This is a genomic window from Paenibacillus sp. FSL R7-0128 (assembly GCF_038002245.1).
GTDB lineage: Bacteria > Bacillota > Bacilli > Paenibacillales > Paenibacillaceae > Paenibacillus_AQ > Paenibacillus_AQ silagei.
This window is the reverse complement of the sequence record NZ_JBBOCD010000001.1, coordinates 1,037,590-1,055,804: the sequence shown is the minus strand read 5'-3', so window position 1 is coordinate 1,055,804 and position 18,215 is coordinate 1,037,590. Positions and strand designations below refer to the sequence as shown.

Below are 18,215 nucleotides of genomic sequence, written 5' to 3'. Positions count from 1 at the left end.
CCGTAACGCTTCAAGTGGATTGCCGGTCTACACCGCGCCAGCCACGCTGGCGGAGAATCCGCTAAGCCCGCCCATCTGCGGGCGGCCGACGGAGATATATTCGAGGCCGGTGCCCTCGATCTGCTCTTTGGTATAGACATTGCGGCCGTCGATCAGCACCTGGCGGCGCATGGTTCCGGCAAGCTGGTGCAGGTTGATCTCCTTGAACTGGCTCCAGTCGGTCAGCAGGCAGACAGCATCGCTGCCCTCGGCTGCCTCTTCGGCCAGTCCGCACCAGCGGAGCTGCGGGTGATCGTATTCCTTGCGGAAGTTCTCGGCGGCGATGGGATCGTACAGCTTCACGATGGCGCCCTCAGCGACCAGCGCCTCGACGATCTCACGGGCCGGGGCCTCGCGGACATCATCGGTATTGGGCTTGAAGGCAAGCCCCCAGATGCCAATGACCGCGCCGCGCAGGCTGCCGAGCGATTCATGGAGCTTGGAGATAATCATGAAGCGCTGGCCTTTATTGACTTCAACGACGGATTTGAGCAGCTTGAACTCATAATCCACATTCCCGGCAATCTGGATCAGCGCATTGGTATCCTTCGGGAAGCAGGAGCCGCCATAGCCGATACCGGCCTGCAGGAAGGTCGCACCGATTCTCTGGTCCATCCCCATGCCGCCTGCGACTTCGGTGACATCCGCTCCTACCTTTTCGCAAATGTTGGCAATCTCATTAATGAAGGAGATCTTCGTCGCCAGAAAAGCATTCGAGGCATATTTGATCATCTCGGCGCTGCGGATATCCGTGACGAATACATTCTCTGTGAAGCCCTTATGCAGCTCGCGCATGGTCGGCTCAAGCGCCTGATTATCCAGTCCGATTACGATCCGGTCGGGATGAAGCGTGTCGCGGATGGCAGAGCCTTCACGGAGGAATTCAGGCGCAGAGACGATATCGAAGGGATGATTCGTGAGGGAGGAGATCAGCTGGCGGATGCGCTCATTGGTTCCAACAGGGACGGTCGACTTGGTCATAATGATCTTATAGCCTTCCATCGCCTGCGCAATCTCGGCAGCCGCCCCTTCGATATATCTCAGGTCGGCTTCGCCGCCCGGCAGAGAAGGCGTACCCACGGCAAGAATGACGATATCGGAGCGGCGGACCGACTCCTGAAGATCGGACGAGAAGCTCAGCCGCCCCTCGCGCAGATTCATTTCAATCAGGGCCTCAATGCCCGGCTCATAGATAGGGGATTCCATCCGGTTCAGCTTCTCGATCTTCTGTTCATCCTTATCCACACAGATGACATGATTTCCATTTAGGGTAAAGCATACGCCTGATACAAGTCCTACATAGCCGGTACCAATCACTGCGAGTTTCATACTTTCATCCTCCTTTTAGGAAATTGACGTAGGCCTGTTCCACATACTGCTTGAACTGAACCATAAACGCCTGCTCATCGAATTTGCGTGCATGGCCCATAATCTGGTCGATATCCCACGCATAGGACTCCACCTCATCAATGGCCTTAAGCAAATCATCAACTTCCTGATGCTGGAAAAACACGCCGTTAACGTATGGAATAATCGTGTCCAGCGCTCCCCCGGCCTGATAGGCGATGACCGGTCTTCCAGCAGCATTCGCCTCCAGCGGCGTGATGCCGAAATCCTCTTCCCCCGGGAAAACAAACGCCCGGCACTGGGACATCAGCCCTGTGACTTCCTCATCCTCCAGCCGGCCCAGAAACGAAACATTCCCCTTGGCCATGCCTTCCAGACGCTTCCTGTCCGGTCCGTCCCCGACAATATACAGCTTGAGCCCGTTACGGTTGAACGCCTCCACCGCCAGATCGATCCGCTTGTAGGAGACCAGCCGCGAGACAATCAGATAATAATCGCCGATGCTCGTAGAGCTGGAGAAGCGGGCCGTATTGATGGGCGGGAAAATCACATCGGAATCCCGGTGGTAATAATTCTGAATCCGCGTCTTCACGACTGAGGAGTTGGCGACGAACTGGTTCACATTTTTGGAGGTGCGCTGATCCCAGTTCTTGAGCCGCTGCATATACACCTTAAGCAGTCTTTTGAACAACCCGGAATTCGATTGCCGCTCCATGTATGTGTCATAGTCCCAGGCGAAACGCATCGGCGTATGACAGTAGCACAGATGGAAGGTGGACTCGGGCACCTGAATGCTTTTCATAAAAGCACTGCTGGAGCTAAGAACGATATCATACCCGCTGAAGTCCAAATCGCGGACAGCCATGGGGTAGAGCGGGAGCACCCCTTTGAAGTTACGCTTCACTCCCGGAATCTTCTGCAGCCAGGAGGCCCGGATATCGGCATCTTTGAGGTTATCGGTCAGGCGGCTTCCGTTAAAAACCGTTGTGAAGATCGGAGCTTCCGGGTACATGTGATGAAACACCTCCACCACCCGTTCCGCCCCGCCCATCTGGATTAAATAATCGTGCGCGATCGCAATTTTCATGTGAATCATCCTCAAAGTTTTATGGAGCAGCATCATTAAGCAGTACACGCATGGCTAGAGACAGATATGATGCAAGCCTTAAGCATTATGGAGCGGGAAGGTCAGGTGACTGCCAGCAGACCTTTGTAGTAAGCGACAATATCCTTGACCGTATTCTCGATGACAAAATGCTCTTTCACCCGTCTCATTCCATTGTCCGCCATCCGTCTACGCTCTTCGGGATGGTTCAGCATCCAGGTGATGGAGTCTGCAAGTACAGTAGCATCTCCGGGCTGGATCAGCAGTCCTGTCTCACCAGGAACTACGATCTCTACCGGACCGCCTTCATTGGAGGCAATGACCGGCAATCCGGCTGCCATGCCTTCGACGATGACCTGGCCGAACGGCTCAGGAGTGATCGACGTATGAATCAGTAAATCCGCTTGGTTCATGAGTCCTTGTATATCATCCACATGACCCAGCAGGCTGACATTGGTGATGTCCCCTTGCTGCATCTGCTGAATTAATTCCTGCTTGTATTCTTCCTCTCCGAACAAAGCGTCACCGGCCAGCCAGAACTTCACGCGGCTGTCCTGCTTGAAGGCCTTGGCCGCTTCCAGCACAATATGCTGGCCTTTCCAGTGGGCGAGCCGCCCGACCAGCAGGACGTTGAAGTCCTTCCGGTCCCGCCGGCCGATCCCTTCACCGATCGCCTTGGCGAAGGCCGAGTAGACGACCAGCGTCTTCTTCGAGCGCGGCAGCTCCAGCGCATTCAGCGTGGAGTGGGAATTGGCAATGACCCCGTTCGGCAGCAGGCGTGACAGCAGCCGGATCGCCTTGGCGACAACCGGCTTCAGATAAGGCGCCCCGATGTGATCCCGGATGTGCCAGATCAGCGGCACGCCCGCTTTTTTGGCAGCAACAGCTCCGTAAAAGGCCGATTTCAGGGAATTGGTATGCACGCAATCCACCTTCTCTTCCTTCAGCAGCGGAGCCAGCTTACGGCCATAAGCCAGCAGCTTCATAGCAGCCGCCGGAGCCCCGAGATTCACGGCATTGCGGCCGCGGCTGCGGATGCTCTCATCCAGCGGGATAATGCGGACATCGATGCCCTTCTCCCGCAGACGTTCGGCAAGCGTGCCTTCCTCCGCCAGGATCACCAGCGGCTCAATCTGCTCACCAATGTTGGTGAGGATGTTGAACAGGGCAACCTCGCCCCCGCTCCATTTGGCGGTGTGGTCGATATAAGCGACTTTGATCATCCTACGCTCACACCCTTTCCCAAGGTTTCGAGGAATACAGATTCAATCTTGTCGCCCACATGCTGCCAGGTGTACTTCTCCAGCACATGATTCCGGCATTCGTCCCGGCCCGGCAGCAGCTTGCGGTTGCTCAGCATATGAATCATGCCTTCCGCCATATCCTCGCTGGCCGCACTCTTGAACAGCAGCTCCGGACGGAAGCCCTGGAGAATCTCCTTGTTGCCGCCGACCGGCGTAGCCATCACCGGCAGCCCCGAGGCCAGCGCCTCGACGGTGATCAGGCCGAAGCCTTCCAGCGCCTGGGATGGAACGACGAACATATCTGCCGCCTGATAATAGGAGGCCAGCTCATGATCGGGAATGTACCCGAGCAGCCGGACCTTGTTGCCCAGCCCGTAATCGGCGATCCGCTCTTCCAGCTCCCCGCGCAGCGGGCCCTTGCCCCCGATCAGCAGAATCGCATTCGGGAACCGCTCTGCCACCTGCTTCCAGGCTTCCAGCAGCTGCAGCAGCCCCATCCGGTTCATCAGCCGGCGGACCGTCAGGACGGTTGTTGCGCCTTCCGGCAGATTCAGCGTCCGGCGGACCGCCAGCCGATTGGGGGCGGGTGTGAACCGCTCGACATTGGCCGCTCCCGGAATGACAGTAATCTTATGCAGCGGTACACCATGCAGTTCGTGCAGCATATTGCGGAAATAATCGCTGAGGACGATGAATTTGTCCGCCAGCTTGTAAGCCTTATGTTCTATCGATTTGGCAATCGTTGTTTTGACCTTATGCTTGATACCTTGACCTTCGATCTTCATCTCTTCGTTCCACGGGCCGTGGAAGGTCATGATGACCGGAATCCCCCGCTTCTTCGCTTCAATCGCCGGCCCGATGCCGTAAGGGGCGAAGTGGGTGTAGAGGATATCAATCCGCCCGCTGCCATCCCCCATCAGGGAGGCCGCCTTGCGCTGGAAAGCATCCTTGCGCTTCCAGATCGTCTCCTTCGGATCACCGGCATTGTGAATGATCAGTTCCTTCGGCGTCTCCGGTGTTTCCTGGCTGCAGATCAGGGCATGCACCCGGTTCCGTGAAGAGAGCTGTTCACACACGGATTTGAAATAGGTGTTCAGTCCTCCGGGCTGTAACGAGGGCCAGCTGAGGCCGGTCGTCATAATGTTGAGTCCGTCATTGTACGACATAGCTTCTCTCCCCCTTGTTCTCCTTCTCGGCCTGACCCGCTTCGTTATGCCGGGCCAGCCTGCCTGCGCTGTGCAATTCGTAATGCTTGAAGCCGACCATGAATTCATACATCACCCAGAAGACGGATACCGCGAAGCCCGAGATGCCTTTCTTGAACAGGCCATGCAGGAAATACTTCTGCAGGAACCGTGCCGGCGGACGCAGCAGCAGGTGACTCAGCTTGAACGGCTTGCCGCTGGCGAATGCACTCTCTGCTTCCAGATCGGTGTATTTGTTGAACCGGGCGACATGATCGTTGATGCTGCGGAAGCCTTGATGCCACAGCGTTCCGTTCAGCTTCACGGTCCGTTCCTCGGACACCTCTGGCATCTCATGCACCAGAGAGTTGCGGATACCGTATTCCTTGCGGTTATACAGCCGCACCAGATACTCGCCTTTATCCAGCCATTTGCCTAGGAAGTCGCCAATCCGGTACAGCGAGAACGCGACCGTAGCATCGGTCAGTCCCGGCTTGCGCTCCAGGATATCCCGGGCCAGCTCCTCGCTGACCACTTCGTCGGTATCAATCAGGAAGACCCAATCATGGATGGCACGTTCCACTCCGAATTCCCTTTGCTTCGCATATCCGGGCCATGGGTTGACATACACCCGGCATCCCAGGCTCTCGGATAGCCCTACGGTCCCGTCTTTGCTTCCTCCGTCGATTACAACCACCTCATCGGCGAATAACCGGCAGGACTGAATGGCTTTGGATATCCGAACTTCGTCGTCCTGGGCAATGATGACCGCCGAGATCGGGTAGCTGCCCCGGCCGCCAAGCACGCTTGTTACTGAATCCATGATAGGTATCCTCCTTTGCCTGGTAGGGTCCGGCGTGTGTCGTCGCTGCGAGAAAAGTTTGGGCTTCCGGCCGCTGTTGTTCTCTGATTTCCTTGATTGGACCGCTGATAGCGGGTGAAATCAGAGAACAAAGGCGGACGCTAACGCTCCTACAGCTCCAAATTTTCTCTCCGCTTCTCCAAACACCGTCCCTTGGTTTTTTAAGCAGATAAGGGCTCGCCTCGTGTACTCGGCTCGCCAAAACAACTAGTTACTTAACTGCTACACATCCATAGGTTTCTTGCGAATATACGAATTCATCGTCGTCTTCATCCACTGAAGGTCCTGGGCGTTAATGAGCAGCCGTGGAAGCTTAACCTTCAGGTTGTACCTGATATTGAGAATAATGAACAGGAACCGCAGCACAGCCGATGAGAGCATAGCCACCCCGGCTCCGAACAATCCGAACTTCGGCACCAGCAGGAAGAGCAGCGGAATCACGAGGATCAGGCCGACCCCCTGCAGGATGGATACGAACTTCGGCTTGCCCAGCGCCATGAACACCTGAGCCAGAATCAGCGTCCCGCCGCTGATGGTTACTTCCAGCAGCAGCAGGCGGAACACGGTAAGCGCGGTATTGAAATCCTTGCCGTAGAGCAGCGGGATGACAAAGGGCGCTACCAGCATCAGGAACACTGCGCCAAGCAGAGTACAGGTAGTACTGATCCGGAAAGCCTTGAAGGTAAGGGCAACCGCTTCGTCCTTCGACATCTCGGAGGCCTTCGGGAAGAGCACCACCGTGATCGAATTCGCGAAGAAGTTCACCATACGCGACAGGCTGACCGCTACCGCATAGAGCCCCAGATCTGCCGGTCTCAGTAATCCGGCAATGATGATCTGGTCTATGTATACCGAGAATTGTCCAAGCAGGTCGTTCCCGTAGGAGCCCAGACCGTAGGTGAACAATCTTTTGAAATTAAGATAGGAATCCCGGAGCTTGACCTTGTAGGTCCGCAGCAGCAGAATTGTCATCCCGATGAACAGCGGAACTGACGGCACCAGATAGGCCAGTGCAGTTGTATAAGGATTCATGTAGCCGGTCAGGATCAGAATGCCGATGGCTCCCAGCGTCAGCAGCGGCACCAGGTACCGCATCCAGTTGAAGGTCTTGTAGTCCCCTCTGAACTGGAAGGCCGCGTTGTTGATCTGCGACACCACAATCAGCGGGCAGAGAATCATCGACCACTGGGCGAAGACCACTACCTCATGACTGAACGACCCCAGCCAATAAGGCAGCACGAGTATCCCGACTGTCATGGCGATGGTTCCGAACGTCAGGCCGATCAGCAGGGCGATCCGGTACAGCACCCCGGCTTCCTCCGGATTCTTCTTGGCGTTGTAGATCAGCGCCGAGGGAATCCCGAAGCTCATGCTGAAGGCCAGGAACTGCGACCAGTTCACCATCGCTGTCTGCTCCCCCCGGCCGGTCGGACCGAGATAACGGGCGGTCAGTACGCCGGTCAGCATATTGACCAGCAGGATCAGCACGCTGACGAACATCGTTTTGACAGCAGCCGAGCTATTGTCCTTACTCTTCGTGAATCTCCGGAAGGTGGACCATACCCGGTTAGCGGGTAGTGATTTGGCGCTTGACTGCTGCATGCGGTAGTCCCTTCTTTCTGCTTTGATTGAGCTCCTTGGCACTGAGGCCAAGTCCGATCAGCATCCAGATCAGATACCCCTTAAGACCGGGAAAGCCGTTATCCGATATCAGGCTGGCTACAGCTCCCATCCACGCCGCCAGCGCCAGTCTGGCGTAAGGCTGAAGTTCATTCCTGCGGGTGACTCTGGCGCCGATCTCCTTGATGACCGCACCGAGCGCTCCGAAGAAAAACAATGCGCCGAGTACACCGAAGGTCAGCAGCAGCGCGATGAAGCCGTTATCCATATTGCCGTATTCCCCCAGCTCTCCGCCGTTGCCAAGCTTGGTGCCCTGGCCTACACTGCCGATCCCCTGCCCTACCGGGTTGCCTGCGACCATCGGCAGCATGTTGGTCCAGAGACTGAGGCGTTCATTGTAGGAATGATCCTCCTGCACGGAGGTCAGGGTCTCCATCCGAGCCACCAGCCCCTCTGCTCCAGGGAGCTTCGGCACGATCCAGAACAGCGCGGCTGCCACGAATGCGAGCTGGAACAGCGTCTTCCATTTGCCCTTGGAGGGAGAGGAAGCGATGTAGACCAGCAGCATCACCAGCAGGACCAGCCATGCGGACCGGACGAGCGTAGTCAGCAGGCAGACTACTACGAGCAGAACACCGAGCCAGCGCAGGGTACCCTGCCATCTTTTCTCCAGAATCATCGGCACCAGGGCGAAGACCAGGAAGGTTGCAGCGGGACCCGGGGAGTTCAGTGTCGAGAAGACCCGGATCTCCAGCGGATAGGGGGTCCCGATGGAGATCATATCGGCATTCCGCATCCAGAAGGCATCCCAGGGAGGAACGGTCAGATACTGCACGATCCCGTAAACGGCAACCAGCACGGCAATGTTGGCAAAAGCGTACAGCAGCCGGTCGATATCCTTCGGCTTAAACGGCGTCACCGCGAAGAAGGGTATCAGCAGCAGCGGTACGATGTAATTCGCCAGATCGTATACCGAGCCGATGCCGTTCTTCGCCAGACCAATCAATGCGCCGTAGGCCAGAGCGATGGAGAACAGCAGAATAATCCGGGTGGAGGACTTGCGGATCCGGTGAATTTCCCGCAGCACCGGAATGGCTAAGGTCGCTCCGGTCAGCAGCGGGGCCAGACTGAGCAGAGAGACGGAATGATACACGCCTTCGTACCAGTCTGCAATCCGCCGCAGCTCCGGGGCAACCGCCCAGATCAGCAGCGTGTACGGGATGAGCATCCGTGTATTCAGCAAGGCCAGCAGCAAGGCCGGAAAGAGGATGCCTGCCAGGATGATGCCCTGCAGGCTGTTCGACGCGCTCAGGTTCGCACTGGCGAAGCCGATCGCAAGCGGCAGAGCCAGCGCCGAGGCGCAGATCAAGGTCATCATTACAGCCGACTTCACAGCTTGTGCCGATGGAAGATTCAGACTATTCTCATCTCTGCTTAGCATCTTCATTCCCTGCCTCCCGTCTTTCGCCGCTTTCTTCAATCCGTACTGCTGTTCTTCACCTTGCCCCGTTTGCGCAGCTCCTTGAGCAGCAGCACCAGGAACTGGGCATCGTCGACAAGGTATCTTTTCCATAACCGGCCCGGCTCCTGGCTAAGTCTCCATAGCCACTCCATGCCGGTTCGCTGCATGAAATCCGGTGCCCGCTTCACCGAGCCGGACAGGAAGTCGAAGGTTGCACCTACGCCGATGGAGACCGGCGCCTGGTAGGAGGTATAGTGACGGTAGATCCACTTCTCCTGCTTCGGTGCGCCTACCCCTACGAACACGATATCGGGCTGGCTCTCAGTCAGCAGCCGGATAATATGCCGGTTCTCTTCTTCGTTGTGCTCGAAGCCGTAGGAAGGAGAGTAACAGCCCACGACGTTAATGCCCGGGAAGGCGGCCTTCAGATTCTTCGTAGCCTGCTCCGCCACACCCTCGGCGGCACCGAGGAAGAACAACCGGTATTGCCTTTGCTCGAACGCATTGCCCAGGCGGCTGAACAGGTCAGCGCCGGACACCTTTTGCTTCAGCGGCTTGCCGAGCATCTTGGACGCCCAGATAATCGGCATCCCGTCCGCGACTACGGCACCTGCTTCGGAGTACACTTCCCGGAACTCTTTATCCTTGCGCAGCTTGATCACATGATCGACGTTACAGGTCAGGATGTAGGATTGGTTCCTCTCCTGAATGGTTCTGTCGATATAATCCAGCAGGTCCATGAAATCATAGTTATCGAAATTGACATCGAACATGTTCACTTGGTTCATCGTATCACTTCTTTTTGTGGGGAATCGGCCAGCTGTGAAGATCGATACAGGCAGTTCAGGTACCAACAGAACGGAATAATGAATTGGACCGTCGACAGCGTGTTATCCGTGAAAGAATAGATCAGAAATGCTGCAATAAAGAGAGAATAATAAGGTTTGACCGCCGGCAAAAGAACTCTGTATACCATTAGAAACACAGCGAGCAAGGACAGCAGCAGCAGGATGGCACCAACGTATCCCCCATCGTAATAAAAGCGGATATATTCGTTATGCGGAACCACGAACCCTCCGTAGAGCGTTCCGTCATTCGCCACCGTTACGGCTCCAAGCCCCCGTCCTGCCACCGGCGAATCCGCCGCCTTGTTCAGGAAGTACTCCCAGGCCTCCGCCCGCCCCGACAGATCAATTCCCGTCTCGGTCGTCCGTTCGAAGGAGCGCTTCTTGATGTTGTCCAGCTGCATGTATACTGCCGAGGTGATGACCAGCAGTGAACACAGCAGCGGGATCAGAAATCTCTTCTTCCCCTTCAGAAAAGCGCGGGAGATATCATAGAAGTAATAGAGCACCATCAGCACCAGGGCGAGAATCGGCCCGCGCGTGCCTGTAATCACCAGAATGAAGAAATTCAGCCCCAGCATGATGTAATTGAACCGGATATACTGCGGACTGCGCTTGATCTCGATGAACGCGATCGCTACTCCCATGAAGGCCAGCATCGCCAGGTGAGGCGGTATGTTCGCCCCCTGCACCCGAACCGCGCCTGTGAACTCAACGGCTACCAGTGAATGTATATTCGCAGCCTGGAGCACCACGCCCAGCAGCATGCTGACCAACGGCAGCAGGGTAATGATCCGAATCTGCTTCTCGGCTACCTCCTTCTTCCAGTTGATCAGCAGAAGCACGAAGGGCAGAGACAGTCCGATGAAGGCTTTGACCGCAATCGATGTGCTCATCTCCGGCAGCCAGATGGAGAAGCTGAAGGTGAGCAGAATCAGGGCCAGCATCGCCCATAAGGGAGGACTGAGCTTGAACCTGAGGCCATTGACCAGGATACACGGCACCAGCAGCATCAGAATAACCAGCTTGTAGAGCGACAGGATCTCAATACCGAACATACTCCCGCTGTACAAGAAGTTAATCGAGACCGCCGTGGTCAGCAGAACGAAATAGCTGATCAGTTCAGGGCGTGATAGGGAGGCAACCAGCAGCAGAATGAAGAATACGGCCGCTACTGCGATGACCGGCTGGAAGATGACAGCTGTTCCCAGGAACAGTGCTGTTACGAGATAGAGCATTCCGTATGGCAGACTATTGATTTTGGAGCCCCACTCAAAATGGGTCATCGCGCGTACCTCCCCTCACCCCGCTGCGGATTCCCTCTTCCGGTTAAGAATCATATGAAGAGTTCCGCGAATACTCTCCAGCCGGCATTTATTCAGCAGCTTCCTTCCCTTACTGCGGGATAGAACGGAATCTGCCAGAATGTAGATGACTTTGGCGCCTGTCTTGCCCAGGAGCAGCAGATGCCCTTTCATTCCTTCACTCTTCATAGCGTTCGATATGCCTTGGCTGTAATACCGCTTCATGATCCAGTCCTCCGTCAGCCGGTTCGCCGGAACGAAATGATCCACGGCCATCTCGGGATGATAGAGAATGGAATGCCCTTCCTGCTGCAGCTGGCTGAACAGCCAGGTCTCTTCACCCGAGAGCAGCGAATCGCCCTTGCGGCCCAGCTCCAGCGGGAACAGGCTGATATCGAATACCGGCTTGCGCATCGCCATGTTGGCCCCGCAAGGGTGAAGGCGCTTCGGATACTCTTTGATCCGGCTCCCCAGATCGACAATCGTATAAGGAAGCTCGAACGGCTTGATCAGCCAATCCGGGCGCTTGCTCTCGAAGATCGGAGCAATCCTGCCGCCCATAGCCATCACCTCCGGCTTATCCGCAAAGGTGTTCACAATGGTTGTAATCCAGGTCCGGCAGGGGATCGCATCATCATCCAGGAAAGCGATGAGCTGCGATTTGGAAGCCAGAATTCCTGTGTTCCGGGCTGCTGACAGCCCTTGAACCGGCTCCAGCAGATAACGGATATCCATATCCGCACCATAGGTTTCGATGAACCCCTTAATGGCGGCCGCCGTATCATCCGTGGACTGGTTATCCACGACGATGATCTCGGCCTGGTGCAAATTCTCCAGCGGCAGCAGTGAATGAAGAGTCTTCACCAGCAGCGCCGACCGGTTATAGGTGCATATGATAATGGAAATCTCAGGTCCATCTCCGTGTACGAACATCGGCATCACCTAATTCCCATATTTTTAATAAGCATTTTTGGAACCTAGCAGCATCAGGCCGGTCTTGACAATAATCTTCAGATCCAGCATCGTGCTGCGCATGTGGATATACGTGAGGTCCAGCTGAACCATCTCGTCGAAGCCGACGCTGTTTCTGGCATTTACCTGCCAGTAGCCGGTGCAGCCGGGGGTTACCATCAGCCGCTGCTTGTCGTATTCCGTGTACTGCTCCACCTCTTCAACGAGCGGAGGACGGGGACCCACCAGACTCATATGCCCCATCAGCACGTTCCAGAGCTGCGGCAGTTCATCAATACTGGTCTTGCGCATGAATTTTCCAATCCGTGTAATACGGGGATCATTCTTGATCTTGAACATCGCGCCGCTTACTTCGTTATAGGCCATGAGACTTTCCTTCAGCTCCTCGGCATTAGAGACCATGGATCTGAACTTGTACATGGGGAACAGCTTCTCGTCCTTGCCGACCCGCATTTGGCGGAAGAACACCTTGCCCTTCGGATCTTCCAGCTTAATCAGGACAGCCACCACTGCGAAGAGCGGGAGCAGGAACAGCAGCCCCAGGGCAGAGAACAAGATGTCGATGATCCGCTTCATGACCAGATAGGACTCCATTCCCTTGCTTTCTTCACCCGAATGCAGCATGTAAAGTTTCGGCAGGACGGCCTCATAGTCTTCCGGCAGTTTTTGCATGCTCATCTCTCCTCATTTCTCGTTAAGGTTTATGCAGCCTTACTTCTTGACTCCGGCTTGTGTCGCCCGCTTTCGGGGAACCGTCTCAGCTGCTGACCGAGGTCTGTCCCGCTTTTTTTAACCATTCCGCCATAGCATCCATGACCTGATAACGCAGATCCTCGCTCTCTAAGGCAAATTCCAGTGTGGTCAAAATATAACCGAGCCGTTCGCCGACATCATATCTGGTACCGTCGAAGTTATAAGCATAGACACGTTCGCTCTGGTTCAGCTTCTGAATGGCATCCGTCAGCTGGATCTCACCGCCCGCACCCTTCTCCTGAAGATCGAGATACTTGAAGATCTTAGGGGTAAAGACATAGCGGCCCATGATTGCCAGATTGGAAGGCGCCGTGCCAAGTGCCGGCTTCTCCACGAAGTTGTTCACCCGGTAGAGCTTCCCGTCTTGCAGATCCGGCTCGATAATCCCGTAGCGGTTCGTGAATTCATCCGGGATAACCTGTACCCCGATCACCGAGTTCTGGGTCTCCTCATACTGGTCGATCAGCTGCTTCAGGCAAGGGACCTGTCCGGTTACAATATCATCGCCGAGCATAACGCCGAATGGCTCATCGCCGATGAACCGTCTGGCACACCATACGGCATGGCCGAGACCCTTGGGTTCCTTTTGCCGGATGTAGTGAATTTCCACCTTGGAGGACCGCTGTACCTCTTTGAGCAGCTCCAGCTTACCGTCCTCCAGCAGCCGGGATTCAAGCTCAAAGGCGTTGTCGAAATGATCCTCGATCGCCCGCTTTCCCTTACCGGTAACAATGATGATGTCTTCAATCCCGGAGGCAATGGCCTCCTCCACGATATACTGGATCGTCGGTTTGTTGATAATAGGCAGCATTTCCTTGGGCATTGCCTTGGTCGCCGGAAGGAAACGTGTGCCTAACCCGGCCGCCGGGATAATTACCTTTTTTACCTTTTTCATCACACATACCTCCCAATAGTTTCGTTCACATTGCCGCTTCGGTGTTCTACTTGGTCTGGTTCATTGCTATTCCGAGAATCCTTACACCCGTCTGTTCCATGAGACCCTTCAGCTTGCGGAGCGCTTCGCGCTTCGTCCGGCCGTGTCTGGCGACAATGACCACCCCATCCGAGAGCGGGGCCAGAATCCGTGCATCGCTGTAATCGACCGCCTGCGGCGAATCCAGCAGAATCAGATCGAAGCTTGCCTTCAGCTCTGTAAGCAGCCCGGCCATCTTCTCGCTGCCGAGCAGATCCGGCGGACTGACTGTACTCACTCCGGCAGGGATTACCGCCAGATTCGCCAAGCTGCCGTATACCAGAACGTCCTTTGCTTCCTCGTAGCCGCTCAAGTAAGCTGCCAGCCCCTGGCTGCCTTCCACATCGAACACGCTATGCAGGCCGGGCTTCCGCAGGTTACAATCCACCACCGCCACCTTCTTGCCATCCTGTACGAAGGATACAGCCAGATTGGAGAGAATGGTGGTCTTGCCTTCGCCGCTCTCCGCTGAAGTGAAGAGCAGCACCTGTCCGCCTGGCCCCTTCAGCAAGCCGAGCTGGCGGATATACGTGCGCAGCGAGCGGAAGGATTCGGAGACATGCGATGACGGGTTTATGTCCGCGATTAGACTTCTATTCAGCCGTAACATATTTGCCCTCCCCTACTCTTGCCTTGTCATTGTTCGCACTGCCGAAATCGCGTTTGCGGATGGCTGGAATACTGGCAATGACCGGAAGGCCAAGCTCAAATTCCGCTTCCTTCTCGTTTCTCAGCGTACCGTTCAGCGTCTCCATCAGCAGGATAATCCCGACCGCTGCCATCAGTGACACCACGAAACTGATTAGAATATTCATGGTCACCCCGCCGTTGACCGGCAGAGGCTGGGCTGCAGGATCAGCCGGAGTCAGGAATGTTACATTATCCAGGTTCATCAGTGCCGGCAGGCTGCGGATGAAGGTCTGCGAAACCGCGTTTACAATCGTAGCTGCAGTGCCGTAATCCTTATCCTCCACGGTCAGATTAATCACCTGGCTTTTCTCCGAGGATTTGATCTGCAGCTTGGCAGCCAGTTGGCCCGCCGTCAGACCGAACTCGGGATGCTCCGCGATCACACTCTTCATAATGGTTGGCGACTTCATGATTTCCTTATAGCTCTCGATGAGGTTAAGACTGAAGTTAAGTGCGTTGAGATTATTGCTCTCGGGGACATTCACAACGTTGTTGACCAGTAGCTGTCCAGAGGCGGAGTAGACGGGTGCAACGAAGTTTTTACTGACGTAGAAGGTGGTGGCGCAGGAGATCAGTACAAATACCATGATTAACCATAATTTTTTCTTTATCAGGTTAATGTAATCCAGAATCGTCTTTTCCACAGTAACCCTCCTTCCGCTTATGTTCGTTTTGAAAGCAATCATGAAAGTTTCAGATGTCTTGCTTTTATTCTAACAACGCGCAGGATTTATCACATGCCCCCTAGCATCACTTTACACTTCACTTTCGAGTGACTGTGTTTGGTCCGCCAGAGGGGGTGGATGGTATACTTTAGTACCATATCCATGGAAAATGCTAACACCAGCAGTGAGCCAAGATTACCCAGCCGGGTGAAGGATGCCGGCGCACCTTCGTGTCAGCACTCCGCGCCAGCATAATGTATGCTGTTTTTCACATACATTCGGGCCGTGGGCCCGCTTGCGAGCATAATGTGTGCTGTTTTTGGCATACATCCGGCCTGCACCGGTAATCTCCCCCTTCTTTGATTTCCCTGAACGCAAAAAAACACGGACAACGTGGTCCGTGCTCCGTCCCCGATCATTCACAGGGATGATTATTAATCGTATGACATCTCATATTTGGTAAGCCCGACAGCATTGGCGTATAAGGCCGCCTGCGTCCGGTCTGCCACCTGCAGCTTCGCCAGAATCTGGCTGACATGCTTCTTGACGGTGAATTCGCTGATGAACAGGCGTGAAGCAATCTCGCGGTTGCAGGCCCCCTGTCCCAGCTCAATCAGAACTTCCTTCTCTTTGGGTGTAAGCTCATCGGTCGGACTGCTGCCGCTCATGCGCATCTTATCTTCCATCAGCCCGGGATCGTAATACTTCCTGCCCTTGTGGACCAGTTGAATGGCAAACAGCAATTCCTCCGGCAGAGCTTCCTTCAGTACATAACCGTCTACCAGCACTTCCTCCGCCTTCAGGAAATCTTCCCGGCTGGCTGAGGATGTTAGCAGGATGAACTTGCATGAGAATCCGCGCACGCGGGCTTCCTTGATAATATCCAGGCCCGATTCATCGGCAAGCTTCAGATCAATCAGCACAAGATCAGGCTGTATCTCCTCAATCACGAGAAGAGCTTCTTGGCCATTCGTTGCTTCGCCGGCAAACTGCAGATTGGACTGCATCGATATCACAGATGCCAATCCTCTTCTCACCAAAGGGTGATCATCAACAATGACGATTTTCACTTGAACGACCTCCTGCCTAAAGTTTATGCATTTTTCAGTTCAGCCACACCGACAGGTATAGAGATTAAAATTCTGGTTCCAGCGTTCTCACTGCTGGTTAACTGGAAATCGCCTCCAAGGGACTGTGCCAGATATTGCATATTCTTCATTCCCAGTCCGCCTGAGTGCTCATCAGGTTCGTTCCAGCTTAGATCTGCATCGAAACCGACGCCATCGTCGATAATCGATAGTCTAATCCATTTCGGCTTAAGCGACAGTTCTACATCCACCCGGCTGGCAGCACCATGTCTTATAGCGTTGCCGGTCGCTTCGGAGATAATCCGGAAGAGTGCCTTGTGGTAAGGATAAGGGAGACTGAAATCATCCCCCGTTATTTTCAGTTCAATCTCAACATCATTAAGCCGGGAGAGGCTTTTAAGATGCGAGCGCACCATCCCAAGCCAGCTCGGGCCGCCGCTCTTCTTGGAGCTGAGGCTGTAGATGGTAATCCGCAGCTCCTTGGCTACCTTAGTGGCTGAATCATGGATAAGCTCAATTTGCTCCTCCAGCTCCCGCTCAGACATTTTGCGCCAGGTCTGCTTCAGGGAGTGGGTCGCATAGACGATGCCGAAAAGACTCTGGGAGACACTGTCGTGCATCTCATCGGCTATCCGGTTCTGCTCGTTCGTGATGATCAGCCGGTTCTCGATCACGCCCAGCTCGTGGCGCTCAAGAATAATAGCACTCAGCTCCGACAGGAACATAAGTTGCTGGATGTACCACCGGCGGCCCTCCAGCCCTTCCGAGGCTTCCAGCTTCACGCCAATCATTCCGACGAACCGGGTGCTCATTCTTACCGGCATCAGCAGGAAGTCGCCGATCCCCGGCATACTCTTGAATACCGGTTCACGCTGCAGCCTCCATTCATGCTCGTGCTTCTCAAGCTCCATGAACAGAAAGCGCTCCTCCTCATGCTGCCATCCCGTCTGGCGGCTCTGCGGAGCAGGCTCACCGCTTTTTTTGGCGAACCAGAACAGTGCCTTCTCCAGCTTGGTAAGCTTGACCACATAGTCGGTAATGACTTGACCAATATTCATGAAGTCATGCTGGCTTGATGTTTCCACGATGTGATAAAGCGATTTGATATGCTCCATGGTATCGTTGGTCCGCGCGTTCGCTTCCTCCCGCTGCCGCTTTATCCCCTTAACCATCTGCATAACTATAACCGCGAGAGCCAGGGCTAGAAACAGGTTACCATTGGCAAGCATAATTTCAGCAATCGTAAGACCCGGAGAACCGGCATCCATGTAGCCCGATACCGCCACCATGGCAATATAACCCAGGATCAGACTCCAGGCACAATACAAAGACAGCGCACCCGCCGCAAACAGCACCGGATTCAGTACATATAGCTTAAAAGGACTATCGTATCCTCCAGTAAATAACATCAACACCGCAATGAGTGCCGTCTCTATACTGACCATCAGCATTAGAGTACGGGCTTTTGCATGGAACCTCCGGTAATAATACGGGAATAGTTGGGCAAATAAGAATAGCACAATGATTAGTAGGGATTTGTATATTACGGAAGGCCCCGCAGGAACCATGAGGTACATAAACGATGTGAGGGACAAAGAAAAGATTCTGAAAAAGGCGATCGTACGGTCTTCGACTGTTAATTTAATGTTCATCCCACCACCCTATTCTCCAGTTTGTGGAAAATTCGAGTTTATTCTAAGCTATGTTTAAAAGCATCATACATGAGAAAAATCACAATAACAAGTTTCGATTTCTAATGATAGCGTTTACTTTGAAAATAAAATGGGTATAATTATTCTTTTTTCATGAAAAATTAACCAACTCTATCCAGCTCCTCGAATGATAGCGTATGCAAAATTATCCAGTCCGGCTTCGGGCATGACAAAGAGCCTCTCCCTCCAGGGACAGGCTCTTCAAAAGAGAAGTCTTCGGTTATCCGGTGAGTACACCCGGCACAGTCTATTCAGTCACCGCCGTCACAGCTTGCTCCAGCTTGGCATTATTACATATACAAATTTGATAGCGCTGTTCGCCAACGATATGATACCCGGTGGACAAAATA

16 protein-coding genes are annotated in these 18,215 nt (G+C 54.5%); all 16 read right to left on the bottom strand.

Going from position 1 to position 18,215, the window contains the following annotated elements; all coding sequences use genetic code 11:
* Positions 1-27 precede the first annotated feature (27 nt).
* The 16 genes from NST26_RS04355 to NST26_RS04280 all read right to left on the bottom strand — a co-directional run bounded on the left by NST26_RS04355 (position 28) and on the right by NST26_RS04280 (position 17,604).
* Positions 28-1,368, bottom strand: coding sequence for a UDP-glucose dehydrogenase family protein (locus tag NST26_RS04355; RefSeq protein ID WP_036723416.1), 1,341 nt, complete (start codon positions 1,366-1,368; stop codon positions 28-30).
* A 4-nt stretch (positions 1,369-1,372) separates the two neighbouring features.
* Positions 1,373-2,473: a glycosyltransferase gene (locus NST26_RS04350; protein ID WP_036723418.1), complete on the bottom strand. Its 1,101-nt coding sequence runs from the start codon at positions 2,471-2,473 to the stop codon at positions 1,373-1,375.
* A 101-nt stretch (positions 2,474-2,574) separates the two neighbouring features.
* Positions 2,575-3,714 (bottom strand): glycosyltransferase family 4 protein, encoded by a 1,140-nt coding sequence (locus NST26_RS04345; RefSeq protein ID WP_036723419.1) that lies wholly within the window; start codon positions 3,712-3,714, stop codon positions 2,575-2,577.
* Entirely contained in the window at positions 3,711-4,901 is a 1,191-nt protein-coding gene (locus tag NST26_RS04340; protein WP_036723420.1) for a glycosyltransferase family 4 protein, read from the bottom strand. The genes NST26_RS04345 and NST26_RS04340 overlap by 4 nt, the downstream gene beginning before the upstream one ends.
* Positions 4,888-5,742 (bottom strand): glycosyltransferase family 2 protein, encoded by an 855-nt coding sequence (locus NST26_RS04335; RefSeq protein WP_036693614.1) that lies wholly within the window; start codon positions 5,740-5,742, stop codon positions 4,888-4,890. Before NST26_RS04335 ends, NST26_RS04340 begins: the two co-directional genes overlap by 14 nt.
* Before the next feature lie 261 nt (positions 5,743-6,003).
* Complete coding sequence (locus tag NST26_RS04330; RefSeq protein ID WP_076078987.1) at positions 6,004-7,383, bottom strand: oligosaccharide flippase family protein; 1,380 nt, start codon at positions 7,381-7,383, stop codon at positions 6,004-6,006.
* Complete coding sequence (locus tag NST26_RS04325; protein ID WP_340958151.1) at positions 7,349-8,779, bottom strand: O-antigen ligase family protein; 1,431 nt, start codon at positions 8,777-8,779, stop codon at positions 7,349-7,351. The genes NST26_RS04330 and NST26_RS04325 overlap by 35 nt, the downstream gene beginning before the upstream one ends.
* Positions 8,780-8,877: 98 nt before the next feature.
* Entirely contained in the window at positions 8,878-9,651 is a 774-nt protein-coding gene (locus NST26_RS04320) for a WecB/TagA/CpsF family glycosyltransferase (RefSeq protein WP_076078985.1), read from the bottom strand.
* On the bottom strand, positions 9,648-10,994 hold the full coding sequence (locus tag NST26_RS04315; RefSeq protein ID WP_340978643.1) for an O-antigen ligase family protein: 1,347 nt from the start codon (positions 10,992-10,994) through the stop codon (positions 9,648-9,650). The genes NST26_RS04320 and NST26_RS04315 overlap by 4 nt, the downstream gene beginning before the upstream one ends.
* A gap of 15 nt (positions 10,995-11,009) precedes the next feature.
* On the bottom strand, positions 11,010-11,945 hold the full coding sequence (locus tag NST26_RS04310) for a glycosyltransferase (RefSeq protein WP_209879411.1): 936 nt from the start codon (positions 11,943-11,945) through the stop codon (positions 11,010-11,012).
* Between the two features lie 24 nt (positions 11,946-11,969).
* Positions 11,970-12,662, bottom strand: a complete 693-nt coding sequence (locus tag NST26_RS04305; protein ID WP_339312934.1) for a sugar transferase — start codon at positions 12,660-12,662, stop codon at positions 11,970-11,972.
* A 79-nt stretch (positions 12,663-12,741) separates the two neighbouring features.
* Positions 12,742-13,632 (bottom strand): UTP--glucose-1-phosphate uridylyltransferase GalU, encoded by an 891-nt coding sequence (galU, locus tag NST26_RS04300; RefSeq protein WP_340955785.1) that lies wholly within the window; start codon positions 13,630-13,632, stop codon positions 12,742-12,744.
* A gap of 46 nt (positions 13,633-13,678) precedes the next feature.
* Positions 13,679-14,320, bottom strand: a complete 642-nt coding sequence (locus tag NST26_RS04295; protein WP_036723430.1) for a CpsD/CapB family tyrosine-protein kinase — start codon at positions 14,318-14,320, stop codon at positions 13,679-13,681.
* Complete coding sequence (locus tag NST26_RS04290; RefSeq protein WP_209879404.1) at positions 14,304-15,044, bottom strand: YveK family protein; 741 nt, start codon at positions 15,042-15,044, stop codon at positions 14,304-14,306. Before NST26_RS04290 ends, NST26_RS04295 begins: the two co-directional genes overlap by 17 nt.
* A gap of 455 nt (positions 15,045-15,499) precedes the next feature.
* Entirely contained in the window at positions 15,500-16,135 is a 636-nt protein-coding gene (locus NST26_RS04285; RefSeq protein WP_036693598.1) for a response regulator, read from the bottom strand.
* A 23-nt stretch (positions 16,136-16,158) separates the two neighbouring features.
* Positions 16,159-17,604: a sensor histidine kinase gene (locus tag NST26_RS04280; protein WP_340978641.1), complete on the bottom strand. Its 1,446-nt coding sequence runs from the start codon at positions 17,602-17,604 to the stop codon at positions 16,159-16,161.
* Positions 17,605-18,215 lie beyond the last annotated feature (611 nt).